This is a genomic window from Listeria cossartiae subsp. cayugensis (genome assembly GCF_014229095.1).
Classification (GTDB): Bacteria; Bacillota; Bacilli; order Lactobacillales; family Listeriaceae; genus Listeria; species Listeria cayugensis.
Genome location: NZ_JAARZC010000001.1, coordinates 1,032,877 through 1,050,156, shown reverse-complemented (window position 1 = coordinate 1,050,156; position 17,280 = coordinate 1,032,877). Strand labels below are relative to the sequence as shown.

Below are 17,280 nucleotides of genomic sequence, written 5' to 3'. Positions count from 1 at the left end.
TTATTCACCATCCGCTTCAAAAGGAATTTCTTCTCCTGCATCTGTGACTACTTTTGCCATTCGTTTTTCTGCTGCTTGTAATTTATCTTGGCACAATTTCGTTAATTCGATTCCTTTTTGATACATGTCGAGGGAATCTTCTAGTGAGGCACTACCATTTTCGAGCGCTTCTACGATTGTTTCTAATTCTGCAATTGCTTCTTCAAAAGTTTTCTTTTTAGTTGCCACTTGTATCTTCCTCCTTCGCGGTAATGAGTGCATCTATGTGTCCGCCTTGCATTTTCACTTGGATATTATCGCCGACTTCAAGCTCCTGCACTGATTTGACCAACGTATTCTCTTTATACGTTACACCAAATCCTCGCTTCAATAAAGAAAGAGGACTCAGATGTTCTAGCGCGTCTACTTGTCTAAAGAAAGATTGTTGTTTATCTTTCAAAAGTTGTTTCATCGCCTTATCTAAAGCTTGTTGTCGTAACGCGATCTGCTCTTTTTGAAGTTCAATTTCTTTTTTCGGGTGATAGTAATGTAATCGGTCATTTAATCGCTGAAATGCAGTTTGTTTAACAAATACTTGTTTAGAAAAGGCATTATTTAAACGTTCTGCAAAATAATCTGTCCGTTCCATTTGTTGTTCTAATTGATGTTTCGGACCATTTAGTAATAAATGTTGTTTCAATTGCTCTAGTGAACGTTCTTTTCTTTCTAATAATTGCCTTGTTACTGCTCGTAATCGGTATTGGCGTTCTGCTAATCGTTCTGCTAAATCACGATAGTCCGGGACAGCGAGTTCAGCTGCAGCAGTTGGAGTTGCAGCCCGTACATCTGCCGAAAAATCACTTAAAGCAAAATCCGTTTCATGCCCGACCGCAGAGATAACCGGTACATCAGAATCATATACTGCTCGAACAACGGGTTCTTCATTAAAAGCCCATAATTCCTCCAGCGAACCCCCACCACGGCCGATAATCATGACGTCAATATCATTCCGTTGATTAATTTTGCCAATATTTTCAACGATTTTCTGTGCTGCTTTCTCACCTTGAACAATCGTTGGGTAAACAATCACTTCTACAGATGGCATTCTGCGGTGAATCGTCGTCAATATATCGCGAACAGCTGCACCGGTTTTTGATGTAACTACAGCGACTTTGGACGGGAAAGAAGGAAGCACTTTTTTATGCGTTTCCGCAAAAAGCCCTTCCTTTTCTAATTGTGCTTTTAATTGCTCTAATTGAATATAAAGCGCTCCAACGCCATCTGGTTCCATATGTTCTGCGTAAAACTGATAACGTCCAGCTTTGTTAAATACACCAATTCGCCCTGCAATTAGTACGTTCATACCATCTTCTGGGACAAAACCAATTTTTTGAACTGCTTTGTGAAACATGACAGAACGAAGCATCGCAAATTCATCTTTTACCGTAAAATATAGATGTCCACTCGCTGGTTGTTTTAAGTTAGAAATTTCTCCGCGCACAAAAACTTGTTTCATGTATGGATCTACTTCAAACTTTTTTTCAATATATTTGGTTATGGCTGCTACCGTCAAATATTTATCTTGCTCCATCATTTCACATCCAATTAATCAATTCGTTTTCCAAATGCGTTTCGCTGCTTTTAATGTGTTAGCAAGTAACATTGTAATTGTCATCGGACCCACGCCACCTGGTACTGGCGTAATAAATCCTGCTTTTTCTACCACATCATCAAAGTCAACATCACCGCATAACTTATTGTTTTCATCGCGGTCCATGCCAACGTCAATAACAATTGCACCTGGTTTGATATAATCTTTTTTCACGAACTTAGCTAAACCTGTTGCTACAACAAGGATATCTGCTTCTTTCGCTACTTGTGGTAAATCTTTTGTACGGCTGTGCGCAATCGTTACTGTTGCATTTTCATTTAACAGTAATTGTGCTACTGGTTTGCCTACAATGTTACTTCTACCAATAACTACCGCGCGTTTGCCTTCTATTTGAGTGCCGGTCGATTTTATGAGTTCAATAATTCCCGCTGGTGTACAAGGAACAAACGACTCTTTGCCAATGAATAAATTTCCTACATTCACTGGATGGAAACCGTCAACATCTTTGTCATAGCTAATTGTATCAATTACTTTTTCTTCTGAGATATGTTTTGGTAATGGTAACTGCACAAGAATGCCGTGGATTGTTGTATCTTCATTTAATTCTTCTACGACAGATAGTAACTTCTCTTCGGTTACATTTTCTGGAAGTTCAATTAAAACGGATTTCATTCCTGCTTCTTCTGTGCGTTTTTGTTTATTTCTTACATATGTACGCGATGCTTGATTGTCGCCTACGAGCACGACTGCAAGACCTGGCTTTTTACCTGTTTTTGCTAATTCAGCTACTTCATTCGTAACTTTTTCTTGAATTTCTTTCGCTAACTTTTTACCGTCAATAATTTCTCCCATGAATATTGCCCCCTTAAAAATACTTTCCACGTAATTATCCTTAAAAAATCACGAAATAAGGGAGTGCAAGAGAATTCCCTTGCACTCAGTCAAGCTTATTTATCTTCAGGTGCAATATTAGCAAGTACGCCATTAATAAATTTACTTGATTTTTCATCACTGTAAATTTTTGCAATTTCGATGGACTCATTCAAACTAACTCTATTTGGCACATCATCCAAGTACTTAATTTCATAAACACTCACGCGAAGTAAAGATAAATCGACTTTACTCAAACGATCCATACGCCAATTGTCTAAGTTAGGCTCAATGATAGCATCAATTTCTGCTTTATTGGCCATAACACCTTCGACTAATTTTTCCATATAGTCGTCTTGCTCGTCTTCCATGATGTTTTTAATTGCTTGATCTAGCGACATTTCGTTTAGCTCTATTTGGAATAGTGCTTGAAGTGCTTTCTCGCGCGCCTCTCTTCTTTTCATGTTAAAGCTGCTCCTTTTGTTCCTTGAATTTTATAGTTCAAAATCATCGAAGGAAAGTGTTTCTGTTTTTTCAAATTGTACGCCAACGATATGAACGTTGATTTCGAGTACATTTAAACCAGTCATATTGAAAATGGTATCTCTGACAGCATCTTGAATATTTTGAGCAACAAGTGGAATTGTTGCGCCAAATAAGACTGAACAATAAAGTTCGATTAGAATTCCTTCTTCGGTTAGTTCTACTTTTACGCCTTTACGGTAGTTTACAGCACCACTGAATTTTTCGCGCATTTCTGTCGCGAATCCACCTTGCATATAAGCAACATTTTCGATTTCACTTGCAGCGAGACCAGCAATTACGCCGATTACTTCTGGTGCAATCTCAATTTTGCCAAGCGGCGCATCATTTTGTTTTCGCAAATCTTTTGTATAAGCCATTATTTAGCCCTCCTTAGAAAGGTTCATTACATCGTTTTGCTCCAAGAATTTTGTATTGAAATCGCCTGATAAAAATACATCATTATCTAACACACGTAAATGGAATGGGATTGTCGAAGGAATGCCATCAATTGCAAATTCCGACAACGCGCGTTTCATTTTTTGAATAACTTCTTCACGTGTTTCCGCATAACAAATTACTTTGGCAATCATCGAATCATAAAATGGCGGGATTTTGTAGTTTGGATATGCTGCGGAATCAATTCGGACACCTAAGCCGCCTGGAGGAAGATAAAATTTAATTTCTCCTGGAGCTGGCATAAAGTTTTTCTCCGGATTCTCAGCGTTAATCCGACATTCCATTGCCCAACCTGTTAATTTCACATCAGCTTGCTTAATTTCCAGTTCTTCACCTGAAGCAACTAAAAATTGTTGTTTCACTAAATCAATGCCCGTTACAAGCTCTGTTACAGGATGTTCTACTTGGATACGAGTATTCATTTCCATAAAGTAGAAATTGTTTTCGTGATGATCGTAAATAAATTCGATTGTTCCTGCGCCAGAATAATTCACGGCTTTAGCAGCTTTAACGGCTGCTTTACCCATTTTTTGGCGTGTTTTTTCATCGATAGCTGGTGATGGTGATTCTTCAATTAGCTTTTGTAAGCGACGTTGAATACTACAATCACGTTCCCCTAGATGAATGACATTACCATGGTTATCGGCAAGCACTTGAATTTCTACATGGCGAAAATCTTGAATATATTTTTCCAGATAAACACCTGGATCACCAAACGCTGCTTCAGCTTCTTGTTGCGTCGTATGAATACCAGAGATTAATTTCTCTTCATTTTCTGCTACACGAATACCTTTACCGCCACCGCCAGCTGTTGCTTTGATGATAACCGGATATCCGATTTTCTTGGCGATTTTTTTACCGTCTTCCACGTCCGCAACGATTCCTTGTGAACCGGGAACGATTGGAACGCCTGCTTTACGCATTGTTTCGCGGGCAACGTCTTTTGTTCCCATTTGCGAAATAGCGGCAGCACTTGGTCCGATAAAAGTAATATTACAGTCTTCGCATAGTTCTGCGAAATCTGCATTTTCGGCTAAGAAACCATAGCCAGGATGAATAGCGTCACAGTTCGTTAAAACAGCAAGGCTAATAATGTTTGACATATTTAAATAACTATCTTTTGTTGCCGCGGGACCTACACAATAAGCTTCATCCGCTAGCTGAATATGTAGCGCTTCTCTATCTGCTTCCGAATAAATCGCCACTGTCTCCACTCCAAGTTCTTTTGCAGCGCGAATGATACGGACAGCGATTTCTCCACGGTTCGCTACCAGTACTTTTTTAATCATGTTTTTCGACCCCTTATTTTTTTCTAACTTTGAAAAGTGGTTGTCCAAATTCGACTAATTCGCCACTTGAAACAAGCACTTCTGCGATTTCTCCGTCGATATCAGCAGTAATTTCATTGAATAATTTCATTGCTTCTACAATACATACAACAGATTGTGCGGATACTTTAGATCCAACGCTAACAAAATTAGCATCTTCTGGTGAAGCAGACGCATAAAAAGTCCCAACCATTGGGGATGTAATTACTTCCAAGTTCGTATCTTCTGCTGCACTTGCTTCTACTTGAGGTGCTGCCGCTTGAACAGGAGCCACTGGAGCTGCTTGAACTGGCGCAACAACTGCCGCTTCTTGTACCGCTTGAGTAACAACTGTTTTATTCTTTTTAAGCAAAATCTTACTATCTTTCGTTTCTAACTCAAATTCATCTAGGGTTGATTCGTCAATCAGCTCGATAAGCTGTTTAATTTCATCTATTGATAACATCTTCAATTACACTCCTTAATAATACTAAAAATATAAAATTGCATTAATCACGCATTGTCCTTATTGTACCATACTTTTTATTCAAAAGGTGTACTGGAAGCGCTCATAAATAGAAAAACAGCTGAAGAATTAACTCCAGCTGTAGTAAGCGATTCTTTCTTACGCCCGAGAAACATACGCTGCTTCGGTTGTATTGATAACTAATTTGTCACCTTCATTAACGAAAAATGGCACTTGTACAACAAGCCCTGTTTCTAGTGTAGCTGGTTTAGAACCACCTGAAGATGTATCACCTTTAATTCCAGGATCAGTTGCCGCAACAACTAATTCTACTGTGTTAGGTAAGTCGATTCCGATTGTTTCGCCTTGGTACATTACGATATTAATTTCCATGTTTTCTTTTAAGAATTTAAGCTCGTGTGCAATTTGTGTTTCTGGAAGTTCAATTTGTTCATAAGATTCGTTATCCATGAAAACATGATTCGTTCCATCAGCATATAAGTAAGCCATTTTGCGGTTATCGATTTGCGCTTTTGCAACTTTTTCGCCGCCACGGAATGTTTTTTCTTGAATTGCCCCAGTACGAAGATTACGTAATTTGGAACGCACGAATGCTGCACCTTTACCTGGTTTTACATGTTGGAAATCTAGCACGCGCCAAATACCGTTGTCTACTTCTATCGTTAAACCTGTCCGAAAATCATTTACTGAAATCATGTTTATCCTCCTGTAATTTGAAAAATATCTTTTATTTGGGAGCTTAAAAATACGCTCATTCTTCCTTATTTAACCATAAAATAAGCAAAGTTACAAAGGAATTTTATAAAATAATTAATTCTTTTGATGAATGGGTAAGAATCTCATTACCTGTTTCTGTAATTAGTAAATCATCTTCAATTCTAACACCGCCAATTCCCGGTAAATAAATTCCTGGTTCATCCGTAACGACGTGACCAACTTCTAATTTTTGCGGGCTTTTGAATGACAAGTTTGGTCCTTCGTGAATTTCTAGTCCAATACCATGACCTAAGGAGTGACCAAATGCATCACCGTATCCGAAAGAAGCAATATAATCACGCGCAATCGCATCCGCTTCAATTCCAGTCATGCCCGGTTTTAAGCTATCGATTACTTTTAATTGTGCATCTAATGTAATTTGATAGATTTCTTTTAATTTTTCAGCAGGTTCGCCAATTGCAATGGTTCTAGTCATATCTGAGCAGTACCCATCATAGTAACAACCGTAATCCATTGTGACAAAATCGCCAACTTCAATTTTTTTATCTGATGCAACGCCATGAGGTAATGCAGAACGAACACCTGAGGCAACGATTGTATCAAAAGAAGAGGAAGTAGCTCCGGCACGTCTCATGAAGAATTCTAACTCATTCGATACTTCGATTTCTGCCATGCCTGGTTTAATGAATTTGATGATGTGCGCAAAAGCAGCGTCAGCGATATCACAAGCTGTACGAATAGCTTTTAGTTCGCTTGCAGTTTTCACTTTACGCATTTCTTCAAAGAAACCAGTTAGCGGAATCAGTTGACGGTTAAATACTCGCTCCATTTGTTTAAATTCAGATACGGTTACATAATCCGCTTCAAAGTGTAATGTTTTTGTATCATGTTTTATTAGCAAATCTTCTACTGCATCAAAAATCGGACCAGTATGTTGAATGATTTCGTATCCTTCTGCTTGTTTCGCCGCTTGTTCTGTATATCTGAAATCAGTTACAAAATACGCTTTTTCCGGCAAAATAAGTGCTACACCGCTTGTTCCAGTGAAACCTGATACATACCTTCTATTAAATTCACTTGTTACAAGAGCCGCTTCTATCTTTTCCTTACCTAGCGCTTCTTGGATTTTAGTTAAATTAGACATTTTTATTCCCCCACTTTTAGTAAATTTTCGGCGCGCAAAAATCGCATTATTAAACGCGTTCGAAACTATTTTATCACAATTTAGAAAAAATAACTTTTTTTAGGCGTTTTGCGCTATACGAAAAACTGTTTTTAGCGTAAAATAACATATTAGTAAACATGAATAGGCTGGTGAAAACTTTGAGCAAACAAAACGTACCATCTTATGGTGGGCAAGCTGTAGTGGAAGGCGTCATGTTTGGCGGCAGAAAACAGACAGTAACAGCAGTTGGACGTATAGATGGTTCATTAGAATATTTTTATTTAGAAAAACATAGTCCCGTTTGGGTTATGCGAATGAAGAAAATTCCTTTTTTAAGAGGTATTGTTGCCTTAATTGAATCTAGTGCTATCGGTTCCAAACACCTCGCTTTTGCGACAGATCGATATGACGAAGATCCAAACAATCCCGTAGAAGAAGAAAAAATTGAAAAGAAAGAATCAAAAGTCGCGATGTGGTTAGGCGTTGCGGTCATTGGTATTTTATCTTTCGTTTTTGCTAAATTTGTAATGACGCTCATCCCTGTGTTCTTAGCGGAGTTGTTCCGCCCAATCGTTCCAGGAGATACGGCGCAAGTATTTTTAGAAAGCTTATTCAAGTTAATTCTTCTATTAACGTATATTTTTGCTGTTTCTCAGACTCCGATTATTAAACGAGTCTTCCAATATCACGGTTCTGAGCATAAAGTAATCAATTGTTATGAAGAAAATTTACCTTTAACGGTTGAAAATGTCCAGAAACAATCACGACTGCATTATCGTTGTGGTAGTAGTTTTATTTTATTTACAGTTATTGTTGGTATGTTTATTTACTTGCTTGTACCAACTGATCCGCTTTGGCTTCGCGTTGTTGACCGGATTTTGCTTATCCCTGTCGTGCTTGGCGTTGCGTTCGAAGTGTTACAATTAACGAATAAATGTCGTAATATTCCTGTGCTTAAATATTTAGGTGTTCCAGGGTTATGGCTACAACTTCTTACAACCAAAGAGCCATCTGATGATCAAGTAGAAGTTGCCATCGCATCATTTAATGAACTTTTACGTGTTGAAAAAGAAGGCGCACCAGTGGACGCAACTGAACCGGAGAATCTGGAACTTTTAGAATAGGAGTGAATTGAATTGAAGAAATATCCTCTTATTGTTATCGTTTTACTTGCGCTCGTTGGTATCGGGCTTTTGATGGGTGGTTTTAAATCATTTTTCGTATTAATTATTTCCGTTTTAATCGGAACACTGATTTTCACCCTACTGCTACGTCTTTTCGCTAATAGAAAAACAGATAGCAATTATCAAAAAGCAGTGAAACAATCCAAAAATCTACACGATCCGAAGAAAAAAACAAAGAAAAAACGAAAATCTTCTTTCAAAGTGATTGATGGTGGCAAAAAATAAGTTATAATAGAAAAGGATGCTTTAGAAAAAGCAGTTTTCAGGATGAAAGGGGTTTACACAATTGATTAGTTGGATTATAGCAATTATCATTCTGGTTATTCTTTTAGGATACGAAATTTACCAGTTTGTAATGCGACGCAAAGCACTAAAAGTTTTAACAGAAGAAGAATTTAAAAAAGGTTATCGTAAAGCTCAGTTAATTGATGTTCGCGAGCCAAATGAATTCGATGCTGGACATATTCTTGGAGCTAGAAATATTCCAGTTACACAAATGAAAAACCGTACAACAGAAATTCGTCAAGATTTGCCAGTTTACTTGTACTGCCAAACTGCACAACGTAGTAACCGCGCAGCAATTATGCTTTATAAACGTGGCTACAAACAAGTGTATCAGCTTAAAGGCGGTTACCGCAGATGGACAGGAAAAACTAAATCTAAATAAGAAAAAGCCTTGCCGTGATATTTCACAGCAAGGCTTCTTTTTATACTTCTTTTTGATAACGTAAAATTGGTTTTCTTGCAGCTCTTGTTTCGTCTAGACGTTTCACATAAGTGCTATGAGGTGCCTCTTGAACGATTTCTGGGTTTTCTTCTGCTTCTTTAGCAATTTTTAGCATCGTATCAATAAACGAATCAAGCGTTTCTTTTGATTCCGTTTCGGTTGGTTCAATCATGATTGCTTCGCCAACAATTAATGGGAAGTAAACAGTTGGTGGGTGGAAATTATGATCTAACAAACGTTTCGCGATATCAACGGTGCGAACGCCAAGTTTCTTCTGTCTATTACCGCTTAAAACAAATTCATGTTTGCAAACTTGGTCAAATGGTAAGTCATACGCTTCTTGCAGTTTGCGCATCATATAGTTGGCATTTAAAACGGCATACTCTGTTACTAATTTCAAGCCATCTGGCCCCATTGTGCGGATGTACGTATATGCGCGAACATTAATACCAAAGTTCCCGTAATATGGCTTCACTCGACCAATAGAATCCGGATAATTGTAATCAAATGTGTACACTTCTTCTTTTTTTGTAAGGACTGGTGTTGGTAAAAATGGAATTAATTCTTTTTTCACGCCGATTGGGCCAGAACCCGGTCCACCACCGCCATGAGGGCCAGTGAATGTTTTGTGTAAATTTAAATGTACGACATCAAAGCCCATATCGCCCGGTCTAACTTTGGCCATGATTGCGTTTAAGTTAGCACCATCGTAATACAATTTACCACCTGCGGCATGGACGATTTCCGCCATTTCAACAATATCTTTTTCGAAAAGACCTAGTGTATTTGGATTTGTAAGCATTAGTGCGGCAGTATCCTCACCTACTACTTTTTTCAAATCAGCCACATCAACAAGTCCTTTTTCATTGGATTTAACCGTGACAACATCAAATCCGGCAACTGCTGCGGACGCTGGATTTGTTCCGTGCGCGGAGTCTGGAATAATTACTTTTGTCCGTTTTGTATCACCATTTTTTTCATGGAAAGCACGAATGAGCATTAATCCAGTCCATTCACCGTGTGCTCCAGCGGCCGGTTGCAAGGTTACCTCGTCCATGCCTGTAATTTCAACTAAACTTGTTTGCAAATCATATAACAACTCCAGCGCTCCTTGAACAGAGCTTTCTGGTTGGTTTGGATGAATATTGGCAAATCCGGGGAATCGCGCTACTTTTTCATTGATTTTCGGATTATACTTCATCGTACAAGAACCAAGCGGATAAAAACCAGAGTCTACGCCAAAATTATGGTTGGATAAATTCGTATAATGGCGCATAATTTCCAGTTCGCTCAATTCAGGCAAATCTGCTGGTGTAGAACGAATATAGGCTTGATCAAAGTAATCAGAGGCATTTGTTTCGGGAACATCACTTTCTGGCAAACTAAAACCAATTCTTCCTGGAATCGAGCGTTCAAATACTAACGGCATTGTTTCTTCTAAATTCATTTTACACCCTCCAAGCTCGCCACAAAGGCATCAATTTCCTCTTTTGTACGCATTTCTGTTACTGCCACAAGCATATGTTTTTCATATTTGGCATCATAAAATCCTAAATCATACCCACCAATAATCCCCTCATCTAAAAGGGATTCATTCACTTCTTTGATAGATTTCGAAAGTTTCACGACAAACTCATTGAAAAAGCCGTCAGAAAATAACACTTCAAAACCACGCTCACGGAATTTTTGTTTTGCGTAGTGAGATTTATCTAGATTTTGTTTCGCCATTTCTACTAGACCCGTTTTACCGAGTGTCGCCATGGCAACAGAAGAAGCTAGTGCATTTAAGGCTTGGTTGGAACAGATATTGGAAGTCGCTTTATCGCGGCGAATATGTTGTTCACGTGCTTGTAATGTTAGAACGTAGCCACGCTTCCCATTTTCATCTACCGTTTCCCCAACTAAACGTCCCGGAACTTTACGCATTAATTTAGTCGTTACGGCAAAGAAACCACAGTGCGGTCCGCCAAATGATTCTGGAATACCAAATACTTGTGAATCGCCAACAACTATATCCGCGCCAAATTCTCCCGGTGGTGTGAGTAAACCAAGGGATAGCGGATTACTAGAAACAAGTAGTAAAGAATTATTTTCATGAACTAACTTTTCTAGTTCTGCTAACGGTTCTACTTGACCGTAAAAATTCGGATATTGCACTACAAAACCTGCGATATCATCTGAAAGAGCTTTTTTCAGGGCTTCTATATCGGTTTTGCCATCCACTTCTGGGATAACTTCTACTTCAATATGCTGGCCAGTTGCATAGGTTTTTAATACATTCGTGCTTTCTGGATGAACGGCCCCAGAAATAAGAATTTTTTTACGTTTAGTATGTCCACTTGCAAGCATTGCCGCTTCCGCAAGTGCTGTCCCACCATCATACATAGAAGAATTCGCTAAGTCCATCCCCGTTAATTCAGCAATCATCGTTTGGAATTCAAAAATCGCTTGCAGTTCCCCTTGCGAAATTTCTGGTTGATAGGGCGTGTAAGCTGTATAAAACTCCGAGCGCGAAATAACATGATCTACCACCGTAGGAATGTAGTGACTGTATACACCCGCCCCTAAAAAGGATGCATATTCTGTTGTATTGGCATTTTTAGAAGCAAGTTTAGACAATTCGCGTAAAAGAGCTGGTTCTGATTTTGCTGGTTTTAAATCATAATCCCGTTTAAATCTAATTTTTTCTGGAATATCTTGAAATAAGTCATCAATCGACTTAACCCCTATCACATCAAGCATTTCCTTTTCATCTTGTTCCGTCATTGGTAAATAACGATGTTTTGCCATATTATTTCCTCCTTTTTACTTTGCGCGTTTATAAAATGGTGTTGGTACAACTTTTGCTTTTATTTTCTTGTTTCGTATCCCTACTTCTAATTCTTGACCTATTTCTGCATAAGCAGTATCAATTAAAGCTAAACCAATATTCGTTCCAAGTGTCGGTGATTGCGTTCCCGAAGTTACGACACCGATTTCTTGCTCATTTAAAAATACTGGATAATCGTGACGTGGTATGCCGCGTTCGATTAATTCAATACCAACTAATTTTCTTGTTAAACCTACTTCTTTTTGCTTAATAAGTGCTTTTTTACCAATAAAATCTGCTTCTTTTTTTAATTTCACTGCAAAATTCAATCCTGCTTCAAGTGGCGTAATATCTTTACTTAATTCTTGTCCATAAAGTGCAAGTACCGCTTCTAAACGCAACGTATCGCGGGCACCTAGACCAATTGGTGCGACACCTTCAGCTAAAATTGCTTCAAAAACTTTGCCAGCATCAGCACTTGGCATATAAATTTCAAAACCATCTTCTCCGGTATAACCACTTCTCGAAATGATTGTTTTCACTCCAGCTACATCGGCATCTTCCACAAATCCGAAGAAACTTATCGCACTCAAATCTACATCTGTTAACTTAGAAAGAACTTTTTCTGCATTTGGCCCTTGAAGAGCTAATTGGCCGAATTCCGAAGATGCATTGGTAACTGTCACATCTCCGCGAATATTTTTTACTATCCATTCAAAATCTTTTTCCGTGTTTGCCGCGTTAACGACAAGTATGTATTCCGTTTCTGATTTCTTATAAACCACTAAATCGTCCACAGTTCCGCCGGTTTCATAGCACATAATATTATATTGCGCTTTACCCACTTTGATTTTCTCTATGTCGTTAGATAACAAATACTGTAAATAGGAAGTACTATCAGGACCTTCCACCAAAATTTCTCCCATATGAGACACATCAAATAACCCTGCATCCGTTCGCACGGCTTCATGTTCTGCTTTTATTCCAGCAAATTGTACTGGTAAATCCCATCCACCAAAATCAATGGTTTTCGCACCATATTTTGCATAAAGTGGATGAATCGGCGTTTTTAGTAATTCTGTCATCATTATATCCTCCTTTTTTCACATAACAAAAAGGCTTATTTGATTCATAAGCCCTGTCGTAACACAAAAATGACTCCAGAGTTGCGTCCCGTAAACATCCTTTTGCCTGAGAGTTTCACATACTACATGCTTTCCCCGTCGGCGCTGCTTTTCGCAGTCTCTCTGTTTACATTCACCCGCTAATTCTTTTATGTATTTGCCTTTTCTATAGCTTATCATGAGTTGTATTGTTCGGCAAATAATTAGTTTTAAAGCTGAAATTTTCGCTATTTATAATATTGGTTCGGAATGTAAGGGCTTTAACGAAATATTTACGTTCGATTATACGTTTGTTACTAAATGCACATAAATTGTGAAAAATGAAGGGATCCGAAAAAAGTTTTTTCAAGGACTCCCATAACTAAAAATCATTTTTTCGATACAAATATAGGTTAGTTATGCCTCTTTTTTCTGGCAAAATTCTGTTTTCATTTTTGTGAAATTATACAGTGTGAAGGTTTTTTTGAAGTTATGTAGAATATGACTTGTAAGGAGGTTCATATGCCACAAAAATTAACAGACCATATTATAGCTCAAGCGCTCCGTGCCAATGCAAGTGATATTCATATTCATCCATTACCAAACCGCTATTTACTTCGTCTTAGAGTAAACGGAACTTTGATTCCCCTTCTCTATCTTCCATTAGATGCGGGTGGTAAATTAATATCTTTTCTTAAATTCCAAGCAGCCCTAGATATAAGCGAGAAAAGAAGGCCTCAATCCGGCAGTTTTGAAAAAGACACTGTTTCTGAAAAAATCGCTTTACGACTTTCAACTATGCCTGCCAAAGATTTCCATGAGAGTATGGTCATTCGTATTTTTCGTTATAAGTTTCCTATTCCGTTTTTAAAATCCAGCGTATTTCCCATAGCTGTGAAACAAATCGTGCAACAGTGTAAAAATCAAACTGGTTTATTTCTCTTTTCAGGTAGCACTGGCAGCGGAAAATCAAGTTCGATGTATAGTTTAGTTTCCTCCATAGAAAATAAAGACGAAATGCAAATCATTACTATTGAAGACCCTGTAGAACATTACTCACCTGGTTTCCTTCAAATTGAAATCAACGAAAAAGCAAATATCACTTATGCACCTCTCATTCGTTCTGTGTTGCGCCATGATCCTGATATTCTTATTATTGGAGAAATCCGCGATGCAGAAACTGCCAAAATAGTTATTCGCGCAGCTTTAACTGGCCACTTAGTTTTGAGTACAGTCCATGCTGGAAACGCTTATGGCGTTTTATTAAGATTGCTTGAATTTGGTATTAGCTCTGAAGAATTAGCGCAATGCTTACTTGGCATTAGCTTTCAACGACTCGTTCATCTTCATTGCGCTTTTTGTGGCGCAAAATGCCACCCTCTTTGCACACATTTGAAGCAAAAAAGAACGGCGCTGTATGAAGTGTTGACTAAACATGAGATAACCAGCTATTTCCGTACAAACAAGCAGCCTATTGAACCAATATCCCCTATAGCATCTGTCTATCAGAAAGGAGTTGCTTATGGCTTTTTTTCAGCGCATTAACTGGAAAGACGATGGCGAATTTTTAATTAGAATTGCTAGTTTGCTTGAAAAAGGTTTCTCGTTAGATGCATCCATTAGCTATTTAAGTATTACTTCGCCAAAATATAGCAAACGATATGAACAAATTATACGTTCGCTTGCGCTTGGCAATTCTTTTTCCTTCGCCCTTTCGCAAAACGGCTTTCCTGAATTTATTTGTTCACAGCTTCATTATGCTTCTAGCCATGGTTACTTTACGCAAACAATCCATGAAACTGGTATTCATATGAAAAGAAAATCCGAAGAAAAAAGTGCTTTAATGAAAACTTTTCAGTATCCTTTAGTCTTATTTTCTACCGTTATCGTCGTATTCTTCTTGCTTCGAATTTTCCTCTTGCCCAAATTTGAACTTTTATTTTCTCAGCTCTCAAGTAATGGCTCACTAGGAACTACTTTCACTTATTTCTTACTAGAAAAAGTGCCAATTTTACTAGGTTTATTTTTACTCAGTCTTTTTCTCCTTGTTAGCCTTATTATCAGAAAGCAAAATCAAAAAAATGCTTACGATCGAGCTTACTTTTATTGTCGTATTCCATATATTAGACAATTTTTAAGAATTCATTACTCGCAATCCTTTTCACGTGAACTAGGTTATCTACTCAAAAGTGGACTATCAATAACGCACATTATGCAACTATTCGCGCAAGAAGAATCACCCGCATTCTTTCAGGCAATTGCTCAGCGAATACTTCCCACATTGGAACAAGGCCTATCGCTTACAAAAGCCCTTGAAAAAATGCCTATATTTGAAAAAGAGCTTTATTATATTGCGATTCATGGGGAGAAAAATGGTAATTTAGCAGAAGAATTTTTATTTTATTATAATCTATGCCATCAAAAATCACTTCAAAAGACAGAAAAATTATTCTCATTTATTCAGCCGATAGTTTTTATCATTATTGGCATCTTAATAGTATCCATTTACCTATCAATTTTATATCCAATGTTTTCAATGGTAAATCAAATTTAGAGGAGGAGTTTGAATGTTTAAATTAAAAATAGATTGGCGAGATGAAAGCGGCTTTACTTTAGTGGAAATGTTAATTGTATTGTTAGTTGTTAGTGTTTTACTACTTTTAACCATTCCCAATATTGTAACGCAAAGCAAATCCATTAATAACAAAGGCTGTGAGGCATTTATTTCGATGGTACAGGGACAAGTTCAGTCTTATCAATTAGACAAAAATACGATTCCTTCTGTCAGCGACTTAGTAAGCGGTGGTTATTTAAAAGCAAATCAAAAGTCATGCCCCAATGGAAATAGCATTAAAATAGATAGTTCTGGAAATGTTTCCGAGAAAAAATGAAAACGAACGGATTCACTTTACTAGAAATGTTACTCGTGCTATCTATTAGCTTCACGCTTATCACCCTAACCATCTTCCCTATCGCCAACAGCCTCTCAACACTTACAGAAAAACAACTCTTAGAAGAAGTTAAAGCGACCATCTATTTGGCACAAATAAATGCAGTCACAACGAAGCAAGATACTACCATTTCGTTTGATCCACTTACAAATCAGCTTACCGCTTCAACTAACTCGCAATCACTTAGCACTATTCCATTTGCAGACACTTAAAATTAACGCATTCTAAAACAGAAAATTTTCGTTTCTCAAGCTCAGACGGATCCATTAACCGTTTCTCAACTATTCGCCTAGCAAGTTCGACCAATAACTACAAACTAATCTTCCAAATTGGAAAGGGGCGTTTTAGAATTGAACAAAATTAATGGATTCTCTTTAGTGGAGAGCTTGGTTTCATTGCTATTATTTTCCATGGTCTGTAGTTTTTTGCTACCTACCGCTTTGACTATTTTTGAAAAACTAGACCAACAAAAAGAAACAAGTAGACTGTATCAACAAATTTTCGAACATAGCGAACTTCTTCGTTACAAAAGTATTCCCATTAACTATGAGGAAGATTATATTAAAAGTTTTCATTACCAAGGAGGTATTCAAATCTGTGCTAAGAATGAATCAACAGAAAAATGCGTCTTATAGAAATGGCTCCTCGGCATTTACTCTTTTGGAAACAATATTATCTATCACGATTATTTTAAGCATTAGTTCACTCATTCCTTTATTTTTCGAATGCTACAACAAAACGATTCAACTTAGTAATATCGATCAAACAACCGAATGGCAACTTTTTCTCATTCAAACTCGATTAGAATTAGAGAAAGCGAGCAACATCCAAGTAAATGGTAATACACTTTCTTTTCACAATGGCAAAGACTTAATTACCTACTCCAAATACAATGATTTGGTTCGTCGCCAAGTAAATGGGAAAGGCCACGAGCCGCTACTCACTAAAGTAAAAGACTACCAGCTAACAAAAAAAGAACATCAATTACACCTAAAAATCCAAGACGTTCAAACAAAAACATACACCGCTGTATTCCCATTACCGGAAGCGAAACAATTACCATGAAGACCAATGCATTCACACTACCGTTTACAATTTTCATTGCGTTCATTACCATTTTAATCGTTACTGGAAGTGCTTCTATTTTCAGAACACAAATCCAATACGAAAAGATGATTCAAAATTATTATTTAGCTTCCACCAAATTAAATCTAGCATTGCTAGAAGCCAAAGAAACATCACAACTTTCCCAGCAGTTTGAAATTAAATATGATGATGCCACTATTGGTTGTCAGGTTACAGGTAGTAATTCAGCTACGTTCGACTGTAAGGTTATCTTGCAAAACGGTTACACATTAACAAAAACAACGAATCCCTAAAATGCAGGA

At 37.6% G+C, this 17,280-nt stretch carries 21 protein-coding genes, 1 pseudogene and 1 riboswitch; of the genes and pseudogenes, 10 read left to right on the top strand and 12 right to left on the bottom strand.

Annotation, left to right across the window (positions count from 1 at the left end; all coding sequences use genetic code 11):
* The 9 genes from HCB49_RS05360 to HCB49_RS05320 all read right to left on the bottom strand — a co-directional run bounded on the left by HCB49_RS05360 (position 1) and on the right by HCB49_RS05320 (position 7,097).
* Entirely contained in the window at positions 1 to 228 is a 228-nt protein-coding gene (locus HCB49_RS05360) for an exodeoxyribonuclease VII small subunit (protein WP_008947740.1), read from the bottom strand.
* Positions 218 to 1,570, bottom strand: a complete 1,353-nt coding sequence (xseA, locus tag HCB49_RS05355; RefSeq protein ID WP_185604514.1) for an exodeoxyribonuclease VII large subunit — start codon at positions 1,568 to 1,570, stop codon at positions 218 to 220. Before xseA ends, HCB49_RS05360 begins: the two co-directional genes overlap by 11 nt.
* Positions 1,571 to 1,588: 18 nt before the next feature.
* Positions 1,589 to 2,443 carry a bifunctional methylenetetrahydrofolate dehydrogenase/methenyltetrahydrofolate cyclohydrolase FolD gene (gene folD, locus HCB49_RS05350; RefSeq protein WP_185604306.1) on the bottom strand — a complete coding sequence of 285 codons (855 nt, stop codon included), beginning with the start codon at positions 2,441 to 2,443 and terminating at the stop codon, positions 1,589 to 1,591.
* A 95-nt stretch (positions 2,444 to 2,538) separates the two neighbouring features.
* Positions 2,539 to 2,925 (bottom strand): transcription antitermination factor NusB, encoded by a 387-nt coding sequence (gene nusB / locus HCB49_RS05345; RefSeq protein WP_008947737.1) that lies wholly within the window; start codon positions 2,923 to 2,925, stop codon positions 2,539 to 2,541.
* 30 nt (positions 2,926 to 2,955) lie between these two features.
* Positions 2,956 to 3,363, bottom strand: coding sequence for an Asp23/Gls24 family envelope stress response protein (locus tag HCB49_RS05340; protein ID WP_003722485.1), 408 nt, complete (start codon positions 3,361 to 3,363; stop codon positions 2,956 to 2,958).
* 3 nt (positions 3,364 to 3,366) lie between these two features.
* Positions 3,367 to 4,731 (bottom strand): acetyl-CoA carboxylase biotin carboxylase subunit, encoded by a 1,365-nt coding sequence (gene accC / locus HCB49_RS05335; protein WP_185391302.1) that lies wholly within the window; start codon positions 4,729 to 4,731, stop codon positions 3,367 to 3,369.
* A 13-nt stretch (positions 4,732 to 4,744) separates the two neighbouring features.
* On the bottom strand, positions 4,745 to 5,215 hold the full coding sequence (gene accB / locus HCB49_RS05330; RefSeq protein WP_185506806.1) for an acetyl-CoA carboxylase biotin carboxyl carrier protein: 471 nt from the start codon (positions 5,213 to 5,215) through the stop codon (positions 4,745 to 4,747).
* Between the two features lie 159 nt (positions 5,216 to 5,374).
* Complete coding sequence (gene efp, locus HCB49_RS05325) at positions 5,375 to 5,932, bottom strand: elongation factor P (RefSeq protein ID WP_185391300.1); 558 nt, start codon at positions 5,930 to 5,932, stop codon at positions 5,375 to 5,377.
* 103 nt (positions 5,933 to 6,035) lie between these two features.
* Entirely contained in the window at positions 6,036 to 7,097 is a 1,062-nt protein-coding gene (locus HCB49_RS05320) for a M24 family metallopeptidase (protein ID WP_185479954.1), read from the bottom strand.
* Positions 7,098 to 7,276: 179 nt separating this feature from the next.
* Between HCB49_RS05320 and HCB49_RS05315 the strand changes: the two genes are divergently transcribed.
* From HCB49_RS05315 to HCB49_RS05305, 3 genes are all read left to right on the top strand, one after another.
* A complete protein-coding gene (locus HCB49_RS05315; RefSeq protein ID WP_185604305.1) occupies positions 7,277 to 8,242 on the top strand; it encodes a DUF1385 domain-containing protein in 966 nt (321 codons plus the stop codon).
* 12 nt (positions 8,243 to 8,254) lie between these two features.
* Positions 8,255 to 8,527: an AC76 family protein gene (locus HCB49_RS05310; protein ID WP_185479956.1), complete on the top strand. Its 273-nt coding sequence runs from the start codon at positions 8,255 to 8,257 to the stop codon at positions 8,525 to 8,527.
* A 61-nt stretch (positions 8,528 to 8,588) separates the two neighbouring features.
* On the top strand, positions 8,589 to 8,969 hold the full coding sequence (locus HCB49_RS05305; RefSeq protein WP_008947730.1) for a rhodanese-like domain-containing protein: 381 nt from the start codon (positions 8,589 to 8,591) through the stop codon (positions 8,967 to 8,969).
* A gap of 40 nt (positions 8,970 to 9,009) precedes the next feature.
* Here the strand turns inward: HCB49_RS05305 and gcvPB are convergent, their stop codons facing one another.
* Genes gcvPB through gcvT form a run of 3 tightly spaced genes read right to left on the bottom strand, consistent with a single transcriptional unit; the run spans position 9,010 to position 12,923 of the window.
* The gene (gcvPB, locus tag HCB49_RS05300) at positions 9,010 to 10,476 is read right to left on the bottom strand and encodes an aminomethyl-transferring glycine dehydrogenase subunit GcvPB (RefSeq protein WP_185502183.1); all 1,467 of its coding nucleotides are present in this window, start codon (positions 10,474 to 10,476) and stop codon (positions 9,010 to 9,012) included.
* Complete coding sequence (gcvPA, locus tag HCB49_RS05295; RefSeq protein ID WP_185479958.1) at positions 10,473 to 11,819, bottom strand: aminomethyl-transferring glycine dehydrogenase subunit GcvPA; 1,347 nt, start codon at positions 11,817 to 11,819, stop codon at positions 10,473 to 10,475. The genes gcvPB and gcvPA overlap by 4 nt, the downstream gene beginning before the upstream one ends.
* A 15-nt stretch (positions 11,820 to 11,834) precedes the next feature.
* On the bottom strand, positions 11,835 to 12,923 hold the full coding sequence (gcvT, locus tag HCB49_RS05290) for a glycine cleavage system aminomethyltransferase GcvT (protein WP_185604513.1): 1,089 nt from the start codon (positions 12,921 to 12,923) through the stop codon (positions 11,835 to 11,837).
* Between the two features lie 84 nt (positions 12,924 to 13,007).
* Positions 13,008 to 13,099, bottom strand: a riboswitch (glycine riboswitch).
* 364 nt (positions 13,100 to 13,463) lie between these two features.
* Between gcvT and comGA the strand changes: the two genes are divergently transcribed.
* From comGA to HCB49_RS05255, 7 genes and pseudogenes are all read left to right on the top strand, one after another.
* Positions 13,464 to 14,486, top strand: coding sequence for a competence type IV pilus ATPase ComGA (gene comGA, locus HCB49_RS05285; RefSeq protein WP_185604304.1), 1,023 nt, complete (start codon positions 13,464 to 13,466; stop codon positions 14,484 to 14,486).
* The gene (gene comGB, locus HCB49_RS05280) at positions 14,464 to 15,495 is read left to right on the top strand and encodes a competence type IV pilus assembly protein ComGB (RefSeq protein ID WP_185604303.1); all 1,032 of its coding nucleotides are present in this window, start codon (positions 14,464 to 14,466) and stop codon (positions 15,493 to 15,495) included. Before comGA ends, comGB begins: the two co-directional genes overlap by 23 nt.
* Before the next feature lie 13 nt (positions 15,496 to 15,508).
* Positions 15,509 to 15,832 (top strand): competence type IV pilus major pilin ComGC, encoded by a 324-nt coding sequence (gene comGC, locus HCB49_RS05275; protein WP_185479962.1) that lies wholly within the window; start codon positions 15,509 to 15,511, stop codon positions 15,830 to 15,832.
* Positions 15,829 to 16,256 (top strand): annotated as a pseudogene (comGD, locus tag HCB49_RS05270) (competence type IV pilus minor pilin ComGD). The gene comGC and the pseudogene comGD overlap by 4 nt, the downstream one beginning before the upstream one ends.
* A complete protein-coding gene (gene comGE / locus HCB49_RS05265; protein ID WP_185604302.1) occupies positions 16,243 to 16,527 on the top strand; it encodes a competence type IV pilus minor pilin ComGE in 285 nt (94 codons plus the stop codon). Before comGD ends, comGE begins: the two are co-directional and overlap by 14 nt.
* On the top strand, positions 16,499 to 16,957 hold the full coding sequence (comGF, locus tag HCB49_RS05260; protein WP_260479517.1) for a competence type IV pilus minor pilin ComGF: 459 nt from the start codon (positions 16,499 to 16,501) through the stop codon (positions 16,955 to 16,957). The genes comGE and comGF overlap by 29 nt, the downstream gene beginning before the upstream one ends.
* Positions 16,954 to 17,271, top strand: a complete 318-nt coding sequence (locus HCB49_RS05255; RefSeq protein ID WP_185604301.1) for a competence protein ComG — start codon at positions 16,954 to 16,956, stop codon at positions 17,269 to 17,271. Before comGF ends, HCB49_RS05255 begins: the two co-directional genes overlap by 4 nt.
* The last annotated feature ends 9 nt before the right edge of the window (positions 17,272 to 17,280 follow it).

Coding starts and splice junctions, on each gene's coding strand:
- xseA (WP_185604514.1), bottom strand. CDS start 1,570: ATGGAGCAAGATAAATATTTGACGGTAGCAGCCATAACCAAATATATT.
- folD (WP_185604306.1), bottom strand. CDS start 2,443: ATGGGAGAAATTATTGACGGTAAAAAGTTAGCGAAAGAAATTCAAGAA.
- nusB (WP_008947737.1), bottom strand. CDS start 2,925: ATGAAAAGAAGAGAGGCGCGCGAGAAAGCACTTCAAGCACTATTCCAA.
- HCB49_RS05340 (WP_003722485.1), bottom strand. CDS start 3,363: ATGGCTTATACAAAAGATTTGCGAAAACAAAATGATGCGCCGCTTGGC.
- accC (WP_185391302.1), bottom strand. CDS start 4,731: ATGATTAAAAAAGTACTGGTAGCGAACCGTGGAGAAATCGCTGTCCGT.
- accB (WP_185506806.1), bottom strand. CDS start 5,215: ATGTTATCAATAGATGAAATTAAACAGCTTATCGAGCTGATTGACGAA.
- efp (WP_185391300.1), bottom strand. CDS start 5,932: ATGATTTCAGTAAATGATTTTCGGACAGGTTTAACGATAGAAGTAGAC.
- HCB49_RS05320 (WP_185479954.1), bottom strand. CDS start 7,097: ATGTCTAATTTAACTAAAATCCAAGAAGCGCTAGGTAAGGAAAAGATA.
- gcvPB (WP_185502183.1), bottom strand. CDS start 10,476: ATGAATTTAGAAGAAACAATGCCGTTAGTATTTGAACGCTCGATTCCA.
- gcvPA (WP_185479958.1), bottom strand. CDS start 11,819: ATGGCAAAACATCGTTATTTACCAATGACGGAACAAGATGAAAAGGAA.
- gcvT (WP_185604513.1), bottom strand. CDS start 12,923: ATGACAGAATTACTAAAAACGCCGATTCATCCACTTTATGCAAAATAT.
- comGA (WP_185604304.1), top strand. CDS start 13,464: ATGCCACAAAAATTAACAGACCATATTATAGCTCAAGCGCTCCGTGCC.
- comGB (WP_185604303.1), top strand. CDS start 14,464: ATGGCTTTTTTTCAGCGCATTAACTGGAAAGACGATGGCGAATTTTTA.
- comGC (WP_185479962.1), top strand. CDS start 15,509: ATGTTTAAATTAAAAATAGATTGGCGAGATGAAAGCGGCTTTACTTTA.
- comGF (WP_260479517.1), top strand. CDS start 16,499: ATGAATCAACAGAAAAATGCGTCTTATAGAAATGGCTCCTCGGCATTT.
- HCB49_RS05255 (WP_185604301.1), top strand. CDS start 16,954: ATGAAGACCAATGCATTCACACTACCGTTTACAATTTTCATTGCGTTC.